The 20,412-nt window shown below is 44.1% G+C and carries 17 protein-coding genes; 9 read left to right on the plus strand and 8 right to left on the minus strand.

Going from position 1 to position 20,412, the window contains the following annotated elements:
* Positions 1-6 precede the first annotated feature (6 nt).
* The 6 genes from OV592_RS00875 (at position 7) to OV592_RS00900 (ending at position 8,429) form a co-directional block, all read left to right on the plus strand.
* Positions 7-4,341 (plus strand): polymorphic toxin type 15 domain-containing protein, encoded by a 4,335-nt coding sequence (locus OV592_RS00875; protein ID WP_406610079.1) that lies wholly within the window; start codon positions 7-9, stop codon positions 4,339-4,341.
* A gap of 7 nt (positions 4,342-4,348) precedes the next feature.
* Positions 4,349-4,993, plus strand: coding sequence for a GAD-like domain-containing protein (locus OV592_RS00880; RefSeq protein ID WP_406610081.1), 645 nt, complete (start codon positions 4,349-4,351; stop codon positions 4,991-4,993).
* Positions 4,994-5,018: 25 nt separating this feature from the next.
* Positions 5,019-5,810 (plus strand): glycoside hydrolase family protein, encoded by a 792-nt coding sequence (locus tag OV592_RS00885; RefSeq protein WP_406610082.1) that lies wholly within the window; start codon positions 5,019-5,021, stop codon positions 5,808-5,810.
* A 1-nt stretch (position 5,811) separates the two neighbouring features.
* Entirely contained in the window at positions 5,812-6,261 is a 450-nt protein-coding gene (locus OV592_RS00890) for a lysozyme inhibitor LprI family protein (RefSeq protein WP_406610083.1), read from the plus strand.
* A 252-nt stretch (positions 6,262-6,513) separates the two neighbouring features.
* Positions 6,514-6,840: a hypothetical protein gene (locus OV592_RS00895; RefSeq protein ID WP_406610084.1), complete on the plus strand. Its 327-nt coding sequence runs from the start codon at positions 6,514-6,516 to the stop codon at positions 6,838-6,840.
* 557 nt (positions 6,841-7,397) lie between these two features.
* Positions 7,398-8,429, plus strand: coding sequence for a hypothetical protein (locus OV592_RS00900; protein WP_406610085.1), 1,032 nt, complete (start codon positions 7,398-7,400; stop codon positions 8,427-8,429).
* A gap of 183 nt (positions 8,430-8,612) precedes the next feature.
* On the opposite strand, the gene OV592_RS00905 is transcribed toward OV592_RS00900, so the two are convergent.
* The 8 genes from OV592_RS00905 to OV592_RS00940 form a co-directional block, all read right to left on the minus strand.
* Positions 8,613-9,692 (minus strand): hypothetical protein, encoded by a 1,080-nt coding sequence (locus OV592_RS00905; RefSeq protein WP_406610086.1) that lies wholly within the window; start codon positions 9,690-9,692, stop codon positions 8,613-8,615.
* 295 nt (positions 9,693-9,987) lie between these two features.
* Positions 9,988-10,845 (minus strand): hypothetical protein, encoded by an 858-nt coding sequence (locus OV592_RS00910; protein WP_406610087.1) that lies wholly within the window; start codon positions 10,843-10,845, stop codon positions 9,988-9,990.
* 55 nt (positions 10,846-10,900) lie between these two features.
* Complete coding sequence (locus tag OV592_RS00915) at positions 10,901-12,496, minus strand: mechanosensitive ion channel family protein (protein ID WP_406610088.1); 1,596 nt, start codon at positions 12,494-12,496, stop codon at positions 10,901-10,903.
* A 13-nt stretch (positions 12,497-12,509) separates the two neighbouring features.
* Positions 12,510-13,010, minus strand: a complete 501-nt coding sequence (locus tag OV592_RS00920) for a membrane integrity-associated transporter subunit PqiC (protein WP_406610089.1) — start codon at positions 13,008-13,010, stop codon at positions 12,510-12,512.
* A gap of 2 nt (positions 13,011-13,012) precedes the next feature.
* Positions 13,013-14,656, minus strand: a complete 1,644-nt coding sequence (gene pqiB, locus OV592_RS00925; protein ID WP_406610090.1) for an intermembrane transport protein PqiB — start codon at positions 14,654-14,656, stop codon at positions 13,013-13,015.
* A gap of 20 nt (positions 14,657-14,676) precedes the next feature.
* Positions 14,677-15,936, minus strand: coding sequence for a PqiA/YebS family transporter subunit (locus OV592_RS00930; protein WP_406610091.1), 1,260 nt, complete (start codon positions 15,934-15,936; stop codon positions 14,677-14,679).
* A 6-nt stretch (positions 15,937-15,942) separates the two neighbouring features.
* Positions 15,943-17,142 (minus strand): hypothetical protein, encoded by a 1,200-nt coding sequence (locus OV592_RS00935; protein WP_406610093.1) that lies wholly within the window; start codon positions 17,140-17,142, stop codon positions 15,943-15,945.
* Positions 17,143-17,220: 78 nt separating this feature from the next.
* Positions 17,221-18,399, minus strand: a complete 1,179-nt coding sequence (locus OV592_RS00940) for a carbohydrate porin (protein WP_406610094.1) — start codon at positions 18,397-18,399, stop codon at positions 17,221-17,223.
* Positions 18,400-18,792: 393 nt separating this feature from the next.
* Between OV592_RS00940 and OV592_RS00945 the strand changes: the two genes are divergently transcribed.
* From OV592_RS00945 to OV592_RS00955, 3 genes are read left to right on the plus strand one after another with little or no spacing between them, the layout of a single operon-like run.
* Positions 18,793-19,482: an amidohydrolase family protein gene (locus tag OV592_RS00945; protein ID WP_406610095.1), complete on the plus strand. Its 690-nt coding sequence runs from the start codon at positions 18,793-18,795 to the stop codon at positions 19,480-19,482.
* A 25-nt stretch (positions 19,483-19,507) separates the two neighbouring features.
* Entirely contained in the window at positions 19,508-19,936 is a 429-nt protein-coding gene (locus OV592_RS00950) for an ion channel (protein WP_406611406.1), read from the plus strand.
* A gap of 52 nt (positions 19,937-19,988) precedes the next feature.
* Positions 19,989-20,408, plus strand: coding sequence for a hypothetical protein (locus OV592_RS00955; RefSeq protein ID WP_406610096.1), 420 nt, complete (start codon positions 19,989-19,991; stop codon positions 20,406-20,408).
* The last annotated feature ends 4 nt before the right edge of the window (positions 20,409-20,412 follow it).

The following is a 20,412-nucleotide window of genomic DNA, read 5'->3' on the forward strand; positions in this document are numbered from 1 at the left end:
AGCAGTATGGATGGAACCCAAAAAGAAGTAGTCACTGGAATTGACGGCTTTGCTTATGACTTTTTTACCGGCAAGCGTAATGTGGGCAACAAGCCAGCCTTTAGTGATGCCGAAAAAGCAGCAGCATTTTTAGCTAACTTTGCAGGTGCTGCAGATAGCAACGGCAAAGGTTTACGCCGTTTATACCGTTTGGTCACTACCACGCCGGCTGGCGATCCGCATCAGAAATTAATTACCGCGTTAACGAATGGTGAGGTGTGGTTTCAGCGCCAAGCTGAAAAAGCTATTCCTCAACATTCTCCAGCTTCGAGGCCCTCTTGGAGTTCATCCGTCCCAAATGAACCCAAAGCTCCAGGAGGGCGCTCGAAGACCCAACAGCAAGGTAAAAACCAAAATAGCAGTGATGACGTCACTCAAGCTGTTGACCATCCCGATACTCAAACTTGCGGTGATCCCATTGTAATGAGCAGCGGTGAAGAAGTGCTGCAATTAGACGATGTATGCTTGCAAGGCCATCGTGAGTTAGTTTGGCAGCGCACTTATCGCTCAAGTCTTTCGCATCAAGATGTGGGTTTAGGTTTAGGCTGGCGAAGTAATTTTCACTACAGTTTGGAACAGTTACAGGGTGAGCAAGCAGGTTGGTTGTTTACCGATGCTCTAGGGCATCAGCAGCATTTTCCTTATGTGGTTGTCGGCGCTAAAAGTAGCCAGGTTAAGTCGGGCATGGTGTTGCAACATCAGCTTGAACACATTGTTATTAGCAGTGCCAATGGCAAAACTTTGCAGTTTTCTAAACAGCAAGAACAGTGGCTGCTTACCAAAATCAGTGATGGTGTCGATACGCATTATCGACTTAGCTACTCCGTTGCTCCTCGCTTAACCCAGATTGAAATCAACCATAGCCAACAACTGTTCCTACGCTATGACCTAGAAGGTCGGCTGGTTGAATTACTCAGCTCTAAAGCCGAAACAGCGCAAAGCTATGCAAGTTATACCTATGATGAACAAGGGCATTTAAGCACTGCGACCAACCGTTTGGGTCAGCAAGAACAGTATCGTTATCAGCAAGGTTTATTGATTCAACGAACCCGCGCTTCGGGGTTTTCTCACTACTTTTCTTGGGATGGCAGTGAGCAAAACGCGCGTTGTATAGAGCAATGGGGCGATAACGAGTATTATCACTATCGATTTGAGTATGAGCTGGAGCAAGGCCTTAGCCGCAGCTTTGATAGTTACGGAAACTGTTGGACTTACTGGCATAATTCACAAGGTCAAATCCTTAAAAAAGTTTCGCCCGACGGCGCTTGTTGGTTATTTGAATACGATGAACTACAGCGCAAAATTAGTGAAACAGACCCAAATGGCGCGACTACTCGTTACCATTACAATGCGCAGGGCCAGTTAGACGCTGAGCTAGCGCCAAATCAAAATCTTACTCGTTATAGCTATAATCGCTTGGGTTTTGTCACACAGGTTGACTATGCCGACGGCTCATCGCTTAAGCGTGAATACAACAGCCTTGGTTTGTTAACCACAGAAACCGATGTACAAGGTGTTGTAACCGAATACCGCTACGATGCGCAAAGCCGTTTGGTGAGTAAAACTGCTAGTAACCAGCCCAATCAACAATTTTGGTGGAATGAGCAAGGCTTGTTGAGCGCCAAGCAAGTAGGTGATGCGTTAATTCGCTATAGCTATAACGCCATTGGTGAGTGCAATGGCGAAGTAGATGGAAAGGGCTGGGTTGGCCAATTCAAACGTGATGAACGTGGCAACATTGTTGAGGTCTTGTCTTATCATCAGGATTCGCCAGAGCAATGTCAGCGTAGGGCCTATAGCTATGACGATGCGGGGCGAGTGACTAAGGTGACCGACTCGCTAGGGCGCAGTACAAGCTACGAATATCAAGGCTTGTCGCAGCCAGCTAAACAGATTAACCCCGACGGTTCATGGTTGGCTTTTTGTTACGATAAAGAACGTAATCTTACTGCCATTTCACGCAGTGACGAGCAGGTTTATCAACTGGAATACGACAGTTGCGAGCGTATTAGCAAAACCATTGGTTTTGATGGCCGCGAGCAGCATTACCAATACAACCTAGCAGGGCAGCTTACTCAAGTTGCAGAAAATAGTGAGCGGCTGATTCAGCTAAAACGCAATTCTCTAGGTCAGGTAACCGAGCAGCGCAGCACCGCTAATGGCATTACCCTGATTAACGATTTTGCTTATGACTTACAAGGTAAGTTGAGCCAAGCCAACAATGCAGCGCGCAAACTACGTTTTAGCTACTTCGCTAATGGCCAGATGCAAGAAAACTGGCAAGACAATTGGCAATCTATTTATCAATTGAATTCACAAGGATTGCGCAGCCATACTCAACTTCCCGACGGCAATGCATTAATGTATCGCTACGATGAACAAGGGCGTTTATCTGCGATATGGTTTAACCAGCAGCCTGTGATAAGTCGCAGCTTTAACGCTGCGGGTGAAGAAGTAAGCCGCGAGCTAAGCAAGCGCCACCAATTGCATAATCACTATGATGCACAAGGCCGCTTGTTAAGCCAGCAATGGCAGTTAGAGCAACCTGAACAGGCTCCAAGCCGTATTGAACGTCATTACCGTTTTGATGCGGGCGATCAACTTTTAGGCGTGAGCGACAGCGAGCTGGGAGATAATAACTACAGCTACGATGCACTTAGCCAACTCACCAAGGCTACTAGCCACAATGCCAATAACCAGCAATTTGAGCTGGATAGTTTTGCCAACCCCAAGCAAGCCGACATGTTAGGTGACAAGCTGCTAGGTGATGACCAGTGTAGCTACCGTTATGACCGCTACGGTAACCAAGTACTCGCCAGCCAAAGTAAGGTGCGTCAGCAACGCGTATTTAACGGCTTAAACCAATTGGTTAGGCTTAGCCAAAGTGGCGACAACACCGTTTATCACTACGATGCCCTAGGCCGTCGCAGCTGCAAAGTTACCGCCCAAGGGCAAACCGATTACCTATGGGAAGGTAATCAACTAATTGGTGAGCATAGCCAAGGCCAATTTACCTGGTATGTCTACGAGCCCAATAGCCATCGCCCCATAGCGATGATTAAACAGGGTCAGGTTTATCATTACCATCTGGACCATATCGGTACCCCAATTCGCTTAAGCGACGAGCAAGGCAAGATAGTATGGCAAGCCCATTACCAAGCCTATGGTTCAATAGAGCAACTAAGCGTTAAGCAAATAGACAACCCACTACGCTTTCAAGGCCAATACTTCGATGAAGAAAGCGGTCTTCACTACAACTTTCACCGCTACTACTGCCCGCAGCAGGGCAGGTACATACAACAAGACCCAATTGAATTACTCGGTGGCTTAAACCTTTATCAATACACCCCAAGCCCAACTAACTGGGTAGACCCCTTAGGGTTATGTAAAGAAGATGGTGGCCCTTTAGCTGCTGGACTGCCATTATTGGCGCCAGCAGCACAGCCGCTAGCATCATCTGGCTCTCAAGTATTAGGCCAATATTTAGGCCGGCAAGCGGCTAATCAGTCGGTTTATGCTGCGGCTAGCTCCTCGCCTCTAAGAGGGCTAATACCAAAAACACCGTGGCTAGCCTTGGTTTACTCACCTAAGCTCGGTTCAGAGCAACTAGTGATGGGGGCAGATGGTACTGAGTACAGAAAGAACTCGATGGAAATGGTGTACAACGCCACCTCCCCGGAAGGCGACTCGTGGCATACCTATGATCCACAAGAAGATATTCAATATCGAGCTTGGTTAGCCAATGGCGGCAACGGCGACATTGGCGAATGGAGATCTCAGGGACGACCAACTTTGATGGATAAGTTCGAAGTAGATTGTTTCAAAGCAGGGGACGCGATCACCTCAGGTAAGTTTCCAGAGTTTGATCGACAGTTACAAGGCCAGCAAGATGGTTTGAATGATATGACTGTTCAAGAGTATCTGGATGGCAGAGCTAAGTATAAGGACATTGGGCGTGGTGATGGTAAGGCTCAGAGGGCGGCTAGGAAAAAGCTTAAAAGAAAGCTAATTCGAGAATACAAAAAGCAAGGTCAAAAAAATGGTTTAATGGGTGAAGCTGCCAAAGTTTATGCTGAGAACAAAGCTTCATCAGAAATGTCTACGCTAGCAGCTTTACATAACCCTGATATGATTGCAGGTGGATTTGATCAAGTTGAGGATTTTGGCGACAGGGGAGTGAATTCTTCCATAGGCTCGCAGTGGCGAAATCGAATAGATAAACTTGATAACGCAGCTAAAGCGGTTCCCGTCAAAGAAAGAGGGTCAACGAGCATGAATGTTGTACTATCTCGCTGTAAGTAGGTGATAAATGGATAAATATTTTAGTAACTTTTATGACTATGAAGAATTTGGCCCGGCCGAAAAGTCACAACATGTGCCAATAGAAACGATAAACAAATTTAAAGGGAAGTTGCCCGATAAACTTCTGGAATATTGGCAAAAATATGGTTGGTGTAGTTATGCCAAAGGACTCTTTTGGACTGTTAACCCAGAAGAGTGGGAACCAGTATTGGAAGCTTGGATTGGTAATACAGAATTCATGGAAAAAGATGCTTACCATATCATCGCTAGAAGTGCGTTTGGAGAGTTGCTTTTCTGGGGTGAAAATACTGGGCACTCTCTATCCATAAACCCTATTTATGGGTTGGTTTTTCCTAGTTTTAATACCTCATACGAGAGAGCTAAAGAAGATTTAGAGCTTCAATTGTTTTTTTCATCCTCATCTAAGGATGAGTTTGATATAGAAGATGATAGCGAAGAGCCAATGTTTGATGAGGCATTAGAGGTTCTAGGTGAATTGGAACCTGACACTATGTACGGTTTTGTTCCTGCTCTCGCTCTAGGCGGGCAAGCTAAACTAGAAAATCTGCAAAAAGTGTCCGCAATCGAGCACCTCGTGATTCTTGCAGGTCTATCAGAAAAGAAAGTGATGCTTGATGTAAATGATATTTAATTAGCTTGAAGTGAAAGGAACAACAATGGCTAAGTTACAAATCACCCAGTCAGTAGGTGTAGGTGGCGTTAATAACCCCAATGACATAAAAGCAGTGCAAGCAGCATTAAACAAGCTGATAGGGCTCATTCCACCAACTAAGAAGTTAGTGGAAGACGGCAAGTTAGGGTCGAAACCAGAAAATTCTAAAACCGTTGCTGCAATTAAGGCCTTTCAAAAGAAAGTCGTGGGCATGGTGCGCCCCGATGGAAGAATTGATGCCAATGGCGGCAGTCACCGAAAGATTAATGAAAAACTAATAGCAACCTCATTTACCAAGTCTACCCAGCAGCTTAGCGCTAAAGGAGTGACACTACTTCAAGGAATAGAACAGCTCAGATTAAAACCATATGATGATCAGAACGGGCTAGATATATCAGCTTGGGTTGAGGGTGCAACTATTGGATATGGGCACTTGATTAGTCTTGCTGAATGGCCAAAGTATCAGAATGGAACGACAAAAGCAGAAGCAGATATTTTGTTTAAAGCCGATCTCAAGCCCTTTGTGGATAGTGTAAAAGCTTGTATCAAAGTTTCCATTACACAATGGCAGTTTGATGCCTTAGTTATTCTTGCATTCAATATCGGAACTAACGGCTTTAAAAAGTCTAGTGTTGTTAAGCTGGTTAATGATCCCAAAGCAACAACTTCTTACATCAATTTGGAAAGCGCGTGGAAAGCGTGGAATAAATCTCAGGGAAAAGTTAACAAGGGGCTAACAAACCGCAGAAATGCTGAGTGGAACATATTTAGTAACAATATTTATAAAGGTTGGTAGCATGAAAAAACGTAACTGGATAAAAGTTATCTCTGTCTGTTTAGTTTTATTCTCAGGGAGCGCCTTTTCTATTGATAATCCTGATGCCCCTAATTACTTAGGTGAGTTTGAGATAACTTCCGGAAAATATGAAGTGGCATTGTCGAATAGTGACAGCAAAAATGTAGACTTTATTTCAGAATATGCAGATTACCACGCTTTTCTCGATAAGGAACTTAATAAGGCTTATACACTTCTGAAGACCGCGCTTAATGAGGAAGAATTTAAGTCATTAAAAGCTTCCCAACGTAAGTGGATTGCATTTAGAGACTCAGAGCTGCAATTTATCAACGAAAATTGGAATAGAGTCAATTTTGGCAGTTCTTATAATCTTTCTAGAAACGCTTATAAAGCTGAGCTAGTTAAAACGAGAATTACTCAGCTCTATCAATATGCTAAAAATTATAACTAGGTCTTTGCAGCAAGCTGAAAGCGTCTAAAGGCGCTCTACTGTTGGAATATTAAAGTAGGTCTCAGGATCGCTTTCTTTGAGTTGCTTGAATTGGGTTTTGCGCTTGAGCTTTTCACCTATGCTTTCGACAAATACCGCTTGGTGTTCTGATTCTATGATGGCGTTTGCTTGGTCAACTAATTTAAGATTTATAGTATGAGAAAAATCGTATCCGTTCTAAGCACTTGTCTAGGACTCGTGGTCCTAAGTTTCATGGGAATAGCATCGTCGAGTGCGAGCCAATTGCAATGCTTAGGTGCTGAGCCTTTTTGGGGTTTAGATGTAGAAGATGGAGTGATTAAATATGGTGACATTGATGACAATATCACCATGTTCGAACTAAAGGAAAAGCTAGCTTCGATCAACCACACTAATCGTTGGATTATACAGGGTGCTGATTCTAAAGAAGGCAAAATTACAATTTCACTCAGTAAAACAGAGCAATGTTCAGATGATATGTCTGATTTTGCTTATGAGTATGATGTTGTGTTTGTCATGGGCGAGAAAGCCTATAGTGGTTGTTGTAATCGCATGAAATAACGCCTTTTTAGAGCAGCAAATACCAATTCTTGCTCTATTATCCCCCAACCTGAGTAATACTTAGCTAGTCACCTCTCAGGGCGTTCCTTATAAGATGTACCTCGCTAGGCCAACTATTGAGTCGATTAGTAAGCTAGATTAAGTGCCTTTTATTCAGTTTGCTATTGAGCTTATTTTTAGTTAATCGGCTTAAACCATGTTCTTAACAAATTCGTATTTAGTGTGGCGTTGCACTTCGTCTTCAGAGCTACACTATTCGCAATTTGTCAATTTTATGTTGCTGGTGCTCATACATTGAGTGAATAGAAGAGGGAACCGCTTACTGCTCTCCAAGGTGGTGACGATGCTACTTGAGGCGATAGGTTTAAGGCACCTGTATTACTTCACCTAGTTTTGTTATTTCGGATCTAGCAATTGTATGTCTTTATTATATGGGTGGTTTGACACCTTTGTTCGGTGGTTTTTAACTTATTTAATAAACTCTTACACGAAAATGATTAATTAGTTAATAATTGGGCGAACGTGCAATGATCAAATTAATGCTTAGAGGAATTTCTATGAATACATTTAAGATAAGTGCCCTTACTGCTGTGGTTATAGGTTTATCAGCATGTTCTTCAGCTGATTCAGCATCGACAGAAACTGCCGAAGTGAGCAAATTAACTGTTACGAAAGAGAACTTTACTCATGCAGAGACGGCTCGTAACTTCCGTAACTGGGGAAGCAAGGGGGCAACTCGCGAGTTTTTCATTATGCAGGGTCTTCCTCCACGCGGTAAGGCTGCTCCAACAGTGCAAATGAATGATGACACGCTTTACGGTGTAGCCATTGTAAAAGCGGTGAAAGGCGAGGTTACCTTCTCTATTCCTCAAACAAACAATTACATGGCTGTTCAGGTGGTAACTGAGCGCGGACACGGCCAGCACTATGTTGTTGAAGATGGCCACTATCAGCTGCCGGTAGAATCAGAATATGCGTTTATTCTTTATCGTTCAGGAACCGAGAATGGAATTGATGCTTCTCGTCAAGCACTAGAAAAAGTAAACACCGCAGATTTTAATTTTGCCACTGATTATCAGGTTCAGCCATATGATTACGCTGAAGTTGAAGCTTGGGTGAGCAAATATACTCAAGAAGTAAATCAAATGGATCGCTTTACTTACACCTTCCCAAGAACGAGCGATTTAGTGACTGACCAGCACCAGTGGAACCTAGAAAATGCGGCAGGCTGGGGTGGTGCTAGTCCAGAAGCTTACGTTGGTAATAAATACTCGAACAGCCCTCAATTGCAGGCGGATACCTGTTACAGCTCGACGTTTGAAAATCCACAGAACAAATTTTTTACGTCTATTACCGCCTATGATGGCGATAAGTACTTAATGGAAGGGGTGAGTAATGTTAACTCCCATACTTGGGTGGAAAATCAAGATGGTAGCATTACGGTATCGTTTAACTGCGGTGAAAGTGCAAAGAATAACATTGATACAAAAGGGGCTAACTTTACTTTCACTACTCGTCACTACGGTGTGAATCCAAAAGTAATGGAAGCTGCTGAAGATCCTATTATTGCAGCACTTAAAGCAAATTAAGCTTATTTCAAGCTCTGCTAATTGTTGGCAGAGCTTGTACTCCCGATAATTTGTGTTGTGACAATAATGTCTGCACGCATTACTGAATAATTTCCTTAAAGATTGCACGTAGTGATGCTACTCAACTTCTGGGTACCTTAAATTTGGTTCTGAATATGCGTAGTTTTCGTTCTCTAAGGCTACTTAATAGATTTGGTCAAAACGACTTTCTTGGAAATTTGACAATGCCAATATTTTCTCCTGAGTAGACATTTTTTTCATGATTTCTATGATTTCAGAATAATTGGAAGTCCCTTTTTTCCTTAGGTAGTTGAATAAGAGACTGTAATTTAGCTCACACCTTCTGACTAGACGTTCATCTGGCCTAGGAGGCATAATTTTTAAGTTTGAAAAACAACTTAAATGTTTACAGTTTTGGCAATCTACCATGGAATTCTTAAACATTTCTTCTGTTATTGACTTCCGGTTTATGACTCCTGCATCTATGCGCTTTATTTCAGAAAAACTATTCCAGAAAATCTTGAACGGTTTGTAGTTGCTATTCTTGACTGCTTCATAAATCATTATCATCATGTTATTTTTACTGAGAGAGTTTATAAAGCGATGTCGTGGTCCAAGCATGCCCACTGAAAAGTCCTTGAAATTTTCTGAAATAAATGTGTATAGCTCTTCTGATAAACAAGGAGCAATGTAATCACATGTGTTTTTGTGACTATATTCTCTTAAATCATGAAAATGTTCGCTTCTACGGCTAAGCTTTTCATAAGCTTCTGGGTGGATGCCTCGATATATGCAATTTAAAGCTTGAATGGCCTCATTACGATTTTTAGGTTTAGCGATATAAAGGTTGGTTTTGTGAATGGGGCAGAAGGAATTATCGAACCATGTAACGATGATTATTCCATATCCACAATTCTTAATATGCCTCTGGATACATTCAAGACAATATTTAATTGGTAGGTTTCTTTGTCGACGAACCTTACCGTTGCGCTTTCCAAAAAAACACTCTAGTTCAAACCTATATGCTACCGGGTTGTTGAATATTTTGTCTGTTTTTTCTGCTCGGTTGATATCTCTTAGTAAATGAAGATACAAAGAATCATCAATAGGCTGATATAAATGCATAGTTCCCTTTAGTAGCTTCGGGAATGAAGACCATTCACCCTTTGATGTAATAATGTTAGATAAATCTGAAATCCCATTTAAGACATGGGTACGGTAGATATAGCTATGGATGAATTCATCTTTTTGAACATCTAACAACCAACTTATTCCTCAAAGAATGTCATTAATTATTTTCTCCTGTCTCAAGACCAACAGAAAAACACATCTTTCCCTAATCTAGAGCTTTTATCAAAGTGGCAAGTTCGAATAAATCATCGGATGAAAGTACGAAAATTTGCTGATTGTGGATGGCAATCCTTTAGAGTGTGTTATACAGGATTAAAGAAATAAGATTATCATGAAAGATGGTAAAGTCTACAAGAGTACTTTTCATGAGAAGCTAAGCTGAACTGCCTAAAGGGCGCCGAATAGGCCACCCTTCCTGAGTTCGAAATTACCAGCGATACCCAACAGTCAGTTGAGGGCCTTGAAAACTGTACTTAAGGTCTACGTCTTCCCAGTCTGCTTTAACCTCGTAATAGGTGTAGCGTAAATCCGCAGACCAATTGTCGGTAGGGCGATAACGAATGCCACCGCTGAGATCGTACAAATAGCCAGAAGTTTCATCTAACTTGATGTAGAAAGCTTGCGCATTACCGAGAGCGTCCCAATCTCCGTGGAAGTTGTAGACACCATAAAAGCCTAAATCTGGTAACGGAGCAGTTACGGAGCTATCAATTACCTGTCCATCAGTCGTGAGCGGTTCATCTAAACATTCAATTGTTCCATCTGAAAGCTCTGCACACGCGTCAAGCTCTCCAGAAAAAGCGAGCTCAACAAGCATGACGTGCAATCCTAGGGAAATGCCAAACTCGTTCACTCCTTCCTTATAGATGTTATAAGCATAACCTAATCGTAGGGTATCAATATCTAAGCGTGAGCGTATTTTAGCACCCGCTGCAACACCAGATAAGTCATACTCATTGTCTGGATCAGGTATTGTGAAACCAAACTTGGAGGTAGTTTCTGAATTTCTTTTCAGACTCTTCCAATCAAAATAAACCGCGTGGCGTTCGTTAAACTTATACGACAACTTGGCATAGGGAAGAAACTGGTCTTCTTCCATGTTTAAAGTGTCCTCAAAATCGAGTTTAATATCCTCTCCATCAAAAGCACGGGTACTAATCCAGGAGTCGGTTTTCGCCCAAAAACCGCCTAATTCGACCGCAAACTCTCCAGCAGCCGAGCTGGGAGTATATCCAGCGGCAGCCAACAACAAAAGCGATGCTGTACTTGTTGTGAATTGTCTCATTGCTTTCTTCCATGACTAAAATGTCCTGACCCTGCAACAGGCAGGATCTATGCTATCATTCTTGTGAAATATGTATGCTTCGTTGAGGGAACGGAATAGTAATATTTTCCTCATCAAAGCGCTGTTTAACTCTTTCAGTGATGTCCCAGTAAACATCCCAATAGTCTTCAGTCCTCACCCAGGGTCTCACCACAAAATCCATGGAGCTTTCACCTAGTAAATGGAGACGTATCATGGGAGCTGGTGATTTAAGTACCCGCGAATCTTCAGCTAGTAAATCACCCAACAAGGCCTTGATAGAATTCACATCTTCCGCGTAATCAACACTGAAGGTCATGTCTACACGGCGAACTCGCTCAGCGGTGATGTTGTTGATTACATCGCCCCATATTTTGTTGTTGGGTATCACTAGCCTTTGATTGTCTACTGTCTGCAGGGTTGTGGAGACCAAGGTCATCTTTTTCACCGTGCCTTGTATTCCGGTGATGTTGACCATGTCCCCCACGTCATAAGGCCGATAAATCAGAATCATCAGCCCAGAGGCAAAGTTAGAAAGGGTTTCCTGCAATGCAAAACCAACGATGATCCCTGCCACCCCAAACCCTGCTAGCAACGGGGCCAAGTTAATTCCAATTTGAGCAAGCGCGAAAAAAAAGCCAATGAGCAAAACCAGTTTAGAGGCAATAGAGGTAAAGAAATCTTGTGTCAGCAGGCTAATGTCGATGGATGCCCGATTTAGGCTGGCTTTTACCAACCGTTTGACCATCGAAGCAACGACTTTTGACAAGTAGAGTACGCCAATAAACACCAGTAGTTTGACAAACACCGATGAGGCATTCCGGCTAACCCACGCTGTGAGTTGCTTCACCCAAGAGTGAATTAGACCTAGGGCCACTTCTGGATCAAATAAATCAACACTGATTTCGCCGGTTGTGGTGACTTGAAGCTGCTTGTATCTGGCGACGTCTTCACCAATGACTTCGAGCATATCAACACTAGAGTCTAGGCTATTCACCATTGCAGATATACGCTCGTTATAGTGAATAACTTGCCGCTGTAGAAGCTGTTTCTCTTGTTCGATCACATATGGAAGGCGCCCCTCAGCTTCTTTTTTCTTTATGTTTAAAAACAGGATGGCATTTGAGAGAAACTCGGCCTTTCTTTTCAGGGTTTGGGAAAACTCCTGTTTCACCCCACCTAAAGATACCAAACGTTGTTCAGCGAGCAGTATGAAAGCCAATAACTGTTGATAGTAATGATCCATTGTGGATATTCGCCTTTGAGCTTCTAACTCTAAGCCTAGCCGGTCATCCACAATATCATTTCTAAGTTCAGTAAGGTCCTCTTCAAGTTTCGCATAACTGAACGTTAGCAATGTTTGCAGCAGTTTAATTTGCCGAGTGATGAGGCTGTCGGTGACATCATTCTGGTCTGGATGGTCGAGAAGGGTTGCTTTAAAGCTCTCTTGCCAGAGATCATTCTCCCTTCGAATAATGCTCTCATAAAACTCTTCTTCATGAGGTGTTACTTCACTTAGTTGTATCGCTTTTTTCAGCAGATTATCCAACTCTGTTGATAAATCACTCATCTCAGTGCTGCTGACATGCGCAGCACTAAGTAAAAACAGCCAAAAGAGTGCTAAACGAGTCATGGGTTAAATTAACTCATAAGCTCAATTCAATGCTAACTAATAGCTTGTCTAACGAAGCAGCTAAAGCTCTCACCATTGCATCATAGCCTTCTTCTGATAAAGGCGTCTGGATATCGAAATTGTCTTCAAGTAAGACTTTACGGTCTTCACCAGAGATTGACCAATTACCTTTGATTTCAGCAACTCCAGAGTATGAACCATTGAAACGCTCAAATACGATTGTCAGGCTGAGGGCTTCATCAAAAGGGAGGTCTCCTACACCGGCTTGATAGTAGGATGTGACCATCGAAGTTACTGTATCCGCCCAAAGATGGTAGCGAGTAATGAATAACTCGGTGTCAGAGGTCCGGTAGACCAAACCGGGACCATCGAGATAGTCTGGGATTATGATTTCTACATGCGAAAAGCCCTTGAGACCGGGTTCGCTATTAGGTAACGCATACAGTGTTGTTGTATTCTGCTTGCTTGAGCAAGCCGTCAAAAAGAGAGTGATGGAAAGTAAAAACCACTTCATATCTAGTTCCCTTTTGCTGGAACAGGGTCAGCCTGTCCATCCTTACCAAAAATAATCGAATTGGGTTGTTCGTTGAATGTCCGAACCGCAGGACTAACTTCGTTTAATACCCGCTCTAACTTAGTGAGCGTTCTCGTTAACTGATGGTAGAGCTCAGAGTTTTCATCAAGTCCTTGAAGTGTCTTCTTCAATTGCTCAAGACTGGCGTTTAGCTCACCCGGTATTTCCTTGGCGGAAGGCTGAGACAGTATTTCATCAAGATCGTCTGTTACGTTCTTAGCTGAACTCATCAACTTGCTGGTGTTAGCCAAGGTTGAATTGAGGCTTGCCACGGTCTTTTCTAGCTCAAGGCCATTTAACTTACTTAGGAAGTCACTAAGCTGTTTCTGGATTTGGCTTAGGCTACCTCCTACAACCGGGATGACCTCAAAGCCTTCAAAGGTTGATGCCACATATTCGGGCTCATCTTCATAGAAGTTCAAATCCACATACAACGCACCGGTAATCAAGCTACCTGTTTTCAAGGTTCCACGTAGGCCTTGAGACAACTGGTATTGGAAACGCTTAGCAAACTCTTCTTTGTCAGTCTCTCTAAATGCTTGGGAGATTCGCTCTACCTCTAAGCGAATCAGCACGGGGATCTGGTTGTCTATTTTGCCTTGTGGGTCTAGCTGAAAATGCAGCGGCACTCTCTCCACAGTGCCAATGCGGATCCCCCTATATTCAACTGGCGCCCCGGCTTTGAGCCCACGGACCGAGTCTTCAAACAACAACACATATTCTAAAAAGTCGTCAAATTGATGCTCAAGAACCGCCTCGTAGCTTTCATATAAGCGGAACTCTCGGCCCTCCTCATCAAGGCGTGTACCGGCGTCAACCCCTTCTGGTACATCAAAGCTCACTCCACCAGTTAACATCGTTTCCAGGGAGCCAATTCGCAGGTCAAAACCATCTGCGCTCATTTCTAGCTCAACGCCAGAGCTCACCCAAAACTCTGAGCGCTCGTAAAGCAACTTGTCGTAGGGAGCAAACACAAACAAGGTGAAATAAGCCATAGCGTTATCACTGTCGAAGCGCGTTTTTTCTACCCGACCGACCGTGAGCCCATGGTGTAAAACGGGTTGCCCCACATCCAGAATATTGGCCTCTTTGTGCGCTAAGACTATGCGCCTGCCTTTTGAATCAGGGCCGGTAATGGGTCGCTGATCGCGAACGTTAAACTCGTACTTGTGGTCATCTGCCAAACCCGGTTTTATCTCTATGTAGGAACCTGAGAGCAAGGTATCTAAGCCTGATATGCCATCTGCGCCAACATGCGGTTTCACAATCCAAAACTGCGTATCTTCCTTCAGCATTCTTTTGGCTTCTTTATCAATTTGAGCTTTGGCAATGATGTGGTGATAGTCCTCGCTCAGTTGGATCTCAGTGATAGTTCCGACCTGAACATTTTTGGCTTTAATCTGCGTTTTACCCTCGTGAAGCCCGGAAGCGTCAGGGAGAATCAAGGTTATCTCTGGGCCTCGAGAGCTCAGGTATTGATAAAGCATCCATCCCCCCACTAGCAGTGCAATCAGTGGAACTATCCAGACAGGGGAAATATCTGTACGCTTTGAGGTATGTGCGGTGTTCATATCCGTCGAACTCATTCTTATCTACCTTACCTACGTCATTTACGCCAAAGTGCTCTTGAATCAAAAGACATTGCAGCGAGCATTGTGAAGATCACCACGGCTGCAAAACTCAAGGCAGCCGGTCCCGGATAAATAGCCATGAGGCCATCGAGTTGTACCAAGGCCACCAAAATGGCCACTACGAAGACATCAATCATCGACCAACGGCCAATGAATTCGGTTATACGATATAGTTTGAGGTGGGAAGCAGACTTCTCTCCCTGCACCGAGTGAGCTTTACCAGCCTGATAAAACAAGAAACCTAGGGCTAACATTTTGGCAATGGGAATCATTATGCTAGCGAAGAAAATGACCATGGATATGGGATAAGACCCCATGTTCCAGAGCAAAATAACCCCGCCAATGATGGTTGAGCCCTCGCTTTCACCAAACATAGCCGTATACATGATGGGGTATAGATTTGCCGGCAAATAGAAAACGGCAGAAGCAATAAGCAGAGCCCAACAAATTTGTAAGCTCTTCTCTGGCAAATAAGACATAAACTTTGAGCCACAGCGGCGGCATCGCTGTTGATTCATCGATGAATGCTCTACCAAGCCACACTCTTTACAAGAAACGATGTGTTTGTCCTGTGCATGTTCTCCGCTAGAAGTCACTTTTGTCAGGTCTACAGGCTGAATAAGATTCCACAACCAGTAGGAGTTAAGCGTGGTAAGCGATTTAACAAAAAGCAGGGTGTAAACCACAAAAGCCCAGAAGCTAATCCCCATCGACACATGAGCAAGAGAAGCAATTTTGATTAGGCTGATAAGCACACCAATCAGGAAAACATCAACCATTAACCATGGCTTGATCAGGGATATGAACTTCAAAGCGGCAATTTGAAGTCGCTGCAGTTGCACTTGCTCTGCGTCACTGGGCTTGGGCTTCAATATTGAAAGGTGCAAAAACAATGATGCTAACAAAAAGCAAGCTGGCAGCATTAAGATTGATAAAAATAACAGTATGGCGAGTGCTACATTGTGAAAGCCTGCCAGCATTTCTACAGAATCTATCAGCGTAATTTCCTGCTTTAGCCCCTCTAAGGAGAAAGACATAAAAGGAAACACCAGACTCATGATCAGGAACATCAAGCAAGCTAAGTTGAATGCAACAGCCGCTTGAATTGGGGAAGCGTGCAAGCTAGAGAAATGATGATGGCACCTAGGGCAACTCACAGTGGTGCCTGGCGCCAACTCAACCACCTCAGAAACCAATCCGCACTCTTCACAGGCTCGATAGGTTCTCTTATCCATGCAGTGCTATTTACCCTCGTTCCAAGGAGCTGAAACCACAGGGTTAATTGACAATCTCACCTGATGCTTGGCAGAGAAAGCCGAAGAGTTTTCTACATAGTTCCAATACTGCACCTGGAATTTCCAAGGCCTTCCGGCCAAAACAGTTGTTTTAGCTATCCCCACGCCAAGTGGCAGAGACAAGGCATCATTGGATGGCCGAGTGTGGTCATAGGTGATTACCGGAGCCGCAGCAAATTGCCAGCCTCCACCCAATTGAAAGGCATAGATATAGTTGAAAGTACTCTGGTTAATTTTGGCGTCGCCAGAACCAGCAAAGTCCCACTGATGGGTAAACAATCCAATGGTTGCCCCCCACTTGCCAATCTTACCAATAAGCAGTTCTGGACCGGCTGCCCACTTATTTTTGGTAATTCGGTCATCTGTGCCCGTTGGTATGGTGCCCACCATGCCCCCACCATAGATAAGGCCTGTCTTGGTTGTTTGCCCGTATGAGAAATCAAAGCCCATATCGCCTAACTCCGTGCCCACTTTGTCGTAACTACCGCTAGCCCCGGGCACCGGGTCATTGAAAATCACAGGAATAGTTGGTCTGAAGAATACACTTCCCTTCCCGTCTGGAAGCTTGAAAGGAAATACAGTTTGAAAAGAATAGCGAATGGCCGACTGACTAGAGGCAGAATCTAAGTCACCATCAAAGGCAATATAATCAATATTATTACCAATGGTCATGACCGGTGATGTTGGGTTAGACAACTTCAAGGCCAGTTCTTCTGCAGAAGGCGTAGCAGTTCCGCCGGCTCCAGTGGCATTTTGAGTAGAAACAACCGCTTTATTGTCTTCGAAGGTAAACTCAACAGCTTCTCCGGTGTCAGTCCGTGTGCCACGAAGCTTATTTGGATTATCCAAACTTCGCTCAACGGATACACAATGAGAGTCAGAAGCGACTTCCACGCAGATTTTTCCGTCAGCAACGCTCCACCTTCGTGGAAAACTGTCATTCCAAGCATTTAGAACCCCAGTACCATCAGCGTTGTAGGTTGCCGTTGCCTGTACATTGCCTTTGAGGGTAGCAGTGAAGATTTTGTCGGAGAACAGAGCGCGCAGCTCCGCGTCATCGCTTACCGTTTGCCACTCCTCCGCAGATAAATACAAGGGCGCAGCCGCAACAACTAAGCCGAAGAACACGTGTGTAGATTTACCCATAAACCCTCCATGTCTGCTAAGCGGCTGCGTCTCGTAACCGCATGCAACTCTCTAGGACTTCAATGACAACTTGGATTGCTACCAAAGTAGCCGAGCTCTTAAGCCTGCGATCCATATCTGACTTTCGTCGGGATTTAAGGCAGGGTCTTTAATCAGCTGTATATCTGGCGTCAGCTCAAAGTGGTCGGAAAGCTTCATTAAATAGAACGCCTCAAAGGTGTATTGATTGGTGCCTGCGTCAGCCCAGTTCACAGCAAAGCCAAAGTTGTTTTTGGGCGCACCCAAGCCGTAGTATGAAAAGCCGGTGCTGAGAGATTGCGTGATGCCAAGCAGGCTGCCATCTTTGGCATAGCCGTAACGCACAAACGGCAACCAGCTGCCAAAAAGGTGTGAAGCGGAGACATTAAAGCCTCTATCAGCGGCTTGGTTTAGAAAGTCGCTCTCATCGGAGTCCCAAAGGGTTAGATGTACATTATTTAGATAAATTTGCTGCTGAGATGAAGTCCAGCCCAACTCCACGCTTTTAAAATAGCGGCGCTTGTTGAAAAAGTTCTCTGCACTTTTGAAGGGTTCGGTGGGGTCGGCTTCCATATCACTGATTCCAGCGATTAAGAACAGCTCATCAGTAAGCATGTGACCCGCTGCTAGGCCAAAGGTCGCGTCACTTGGCAGCGCCATGGTATTGGTGCCAGTACTGAATGAGAAATTCATAAAGCCCGTCCAAGGACTAGCGGCGGCGTATACGTCTACGTAGTCAGTGACGTCCATAAAACCGGCAATGACGGTGCCTTTTCCATCACTCATTTTCTGCCGCCAATAGAGATTGGTCAGTCTGGTTTTTTCATCGCTAAAGGCGGGCGTGATTAGCCCCAAACCACCAGTACCGAACTCAAAGTTCTTAACTGATGTGTCGGTATAGCTGTGTCGGTGCTCTATCTTCCAAACCAAGGCTCCCACGTTACTTTCGTTGTGATTGAGCGCCGCCCAAGAACCATAAAACCTTGCCATGCCGCTGGCAGCCTGATCATCAGAACCGGGAAACGCCTTGTCTGCGCTGAGTCCAATAGCTGAGTAATCTAGGCCTAGCTCAACACCTTTTTCGGCCAAGCTCTCTTTTGTGGGAATCTGGCGATCCTCATTGTCAGCACTAATCTGATTCTCCACCGCCGAAGGCCCACCAAAGTTGGCTTCATTGGCTGACAAAAACGCAGAAGTGACAAGAAGTGGCAACAGATTGACAAATTTAAGATATTTCATGGTTTCCTTTCCATTGAAGGTAAATACCTAATCCATAGTTTTTACCATTTGACTTTATTTTAATTCTAACTCATCAGAAAACTACTTAATTTACTCAACTATGTCGCCATCGGATCTCTGTTTGGTCTCTTATCTTATTGAGATTAAGAGGATATATTCTGAAAAGATCGCAATACGTAAAATAGACAACTATCAGAAACTTTGCAAAGTTTAAAGCAGTTTGAGCTTTCTGCTCGCAAATCTTAGTGATACTTGTAGCCTATAGGCACTGAAAAAATACTGGGCCTTAATAAAATTAACGACGCCTTCGACTTTTTAAAGCCAACTAGCTAATACCTCATGATATTTAGTCTACGCTTTAACGGTGAAACTGTATCAAAAGGACGGCTCCGCATGCAATACAGCTTAAAAATAGGCGCGTTGATTATCGCCTCATGCATACTCACTGTGACAAACGTGGCCGCAGATGCTGACTCAACTACAAAAACCACACTGATCAGTAACGTAAGAATTTTTGATGGCGTCAACAAAAAGCTAACTCCCGGGCACGTACTTGTTGCCAACAACCTAATAAAGACAATTTCCGCTGAGCCAATCCCTGTTCCAGAGGGCGCAACACTCATAGATGGGGGAAATCGAGTGCTAACCCCTGGCTTTATTGATGTGCATACCCACATGTCGCTGATTGCGCCCTTTGACAAATTGGAGAATGAATATACTGCGGTATACGTTGGTGCAGCAGCCGGTCAAATGGCTGAGGAAATGCTCTATCGCGGGTTTACTTCTGTACGTGATGCAGGAGGTTCAAGTATTGGGGTTCAGCGCGCAATTGATGACGGGTGGTTTCCTGGCCCGCGAGTGTTCTCCTCTGGCCCCTTTATCACTCAAACATCTGGCCATCTGGATATGAGAGATAGGACCAACACGCATCACAACATGGGTGGAAGTCGCAGTTACGCCGAGCAAATTGGTCACTATGTCGCAGTAGATGGCACCGATGAAATGCTTGCCGCTACACGACAAGCAATTAGAGACGGAGACTCACCTGAGTGTTCCACTGAAGCTAACTCTCACGCACATTGAATTTAAAAGGAATTAAGACGTGCTGATGAACTTGATAATTGGAATATCACTGATGATGCTATGTCTGATTTTCCAAAGCGCTCTAATGGTCGCTTCAATTAAATTCTACATGACCCGACAAGGCTGGCTGCAAAGTCCCAAGTTTTTAGTGAGGTTATCTCTGATCAGTGGCGTGATGATGATGCTCATCGGAAGCAACCTTATCCAAACCGCTTTGTGGGCTCTGCTCTTTTATTTCTTGGATGAGTTCGCCAACTTCAATGAAGCCTTTTATCACTCTGCTGTTAATTTTGCGACGTTGGGGTATGGGGATTTTGTGATGTCTCAGAAAAACAAGCTATTGGGAGCGTTAGAAGCACTGAACGGAATAGTAATGGTAGGTGTGTCTACATCAGTGCTGATGTGGGTACTTCAAGATACCTTGAAGATAATGTTGAGCAAAGAGCATAGATAGCATCACTTTGCGAGGCCGTACCTAGCTACTAATAACACTAGTGAGGAAAACTATGTTAATAAGAACTCTACTTGCCACCCTGTTGATACTATATAGCACTAATTTAAAGGCAGATATCTACAAAGACTCGCTCAGAGCCTGCTTTGTAAACGCTGCTACAGAAGAGGACCGAGTCTTACTGATTAAGTGGATGTTCTCAGCTATATCGGCTCACCCTGAGATGGCTTCTTTGGCGAGTGTGACTCCCCAAGAGAAAGAAAAAATAAACCAAGATGTCGCCCGTTTGTTTTTTCGACTATTGGATCAAAGCTGTGCTACAGAGACACAAAAAGTAGTAGAGCAAGATGGGCGACAAGCCATCAATCAGAGCATGGATTCGCTCGGTCAACTAGCTGGCCAGGCAATATTTTCTCATCCTAAAGTTTTAGCGGAGCTGTCAAAATTTAAAGTTTACTTACCAGACAGTGAATAACTAC

This window comes from Agarivorans sp. JK6 (assembly GCF_045277145.1).
GTDB classification, from domain to species: domain Bacteria; phylum Pseudomonadota; class Gammaproteobacteria; order Enterobacterales; family Celerinatantimonadaceae; genus Agarivorans; species Agarivorans albus.

Coding starts and splice junctions, on each gene's coding strand:
- OV592_RS00875 (WP_406610079.1), top strand. CDS start 7: ATGGATGGAACCCAAAAAGAAGTAGTCACTGGAATTGACGGCTTTGCT.
- OV592_RS00880 (WP_406610081.1), top strand. CDS start 4,349: ATGGATAAATATTTTAGTAACTTTTATGACTATGAAGAATTTGGCCCG.
- OV592_RS00885 (WP_406610082.1), top strand. CDS start 5,019: ATGGCTAAGTTACAAATCACCCAGTCAGTAGGTGTAGGTGGCGTTAAT.
- OV592_RS00890 (WP_406610083.1), top strand. CDS start 5,812: ATGAAAAAACGTAACTGGATAAAAGTTATCTCTGTCTGTTTAGTTTTA.
- OV592_RS00895 (WP_406610084.1), top strand. CDS start 6,514: ATGGGAATAGCATCGTCGAGTGCGAGCCAATTGCAATGCTTAGGTGCT.
- OV592_RS00900 (WP_406610085.1), top strand. CDS start 7,398: ATGAATACATTTAAGATAAGTGCCCTTACTGCTGTGGTTATAGGTTTA.
- OV592_RS00910 (WP_406610087.1), bottom strand. CDS start 10,845: ATGAGACAATTCACAACAAGTACAGCATCGCTTTTGTTGTTGGCTGCC.
- OV592_RS00915 (WP_406610088.1), bottom strand. CDS start 12,496: ATGACTCGTTTAGCACTCTTTTGGCTGTTTTTACTTAGTGCTGCGCAT.
- OV592_RS00920 (WP_406610089.1), bottom strand. CDS start 13,010: ATGAAGTGGTTTTTACTTTCCATCACTCTCTTTTTGACGGCTTGCTCA.
- pqiB (WP_406610090.1), bottom strand. CDS start 14,656: ATGAGTTCGACGGATATGAACACCGCACATACCTCAAAGCGTACAGAT.
- OV592_RS00930 (WP_406610091.1), bottom strand. CDS start 15,936: ATGGATAAGAGAACCTATCGAGCCTGTGAAGAGTGCGGATTGGTTTCT.
- OV592_RS00935 (WP_406610093.1), bottom strand. CDS start 17,142: ATGGGTAAATCTACACACGTGTTCTTCGGCTTAGTTGTTGCGGCTGCG.
- OV592_RS00940 (WP_406610094.1), bottom strand. CDS start 18,399: ATGAAATATCTTAAATTTGTCAATCTGTTGCCACTTCTTGTCACTTCT.
- OV592_RS00945 (WP_406610095.1), top strand. CDS start 18,793: ATGCAATACAGCTTAAAAATAGGCGCGTTGATTATCGCCTCATGCATA.
- OV592_RS00950 (WP_406611406.1), top strand. CDS start 19,508: ATGAACTTGATAATTGGAATATCACTGATGATGCTATGTCTGATTTTC.
- OV592_RS00955 (WP_406610096.1), top strand. CDS start 19,989: ATGTTAATAAGAACTCTACTTGCCACCCTGTTGATACTATATAGCACT.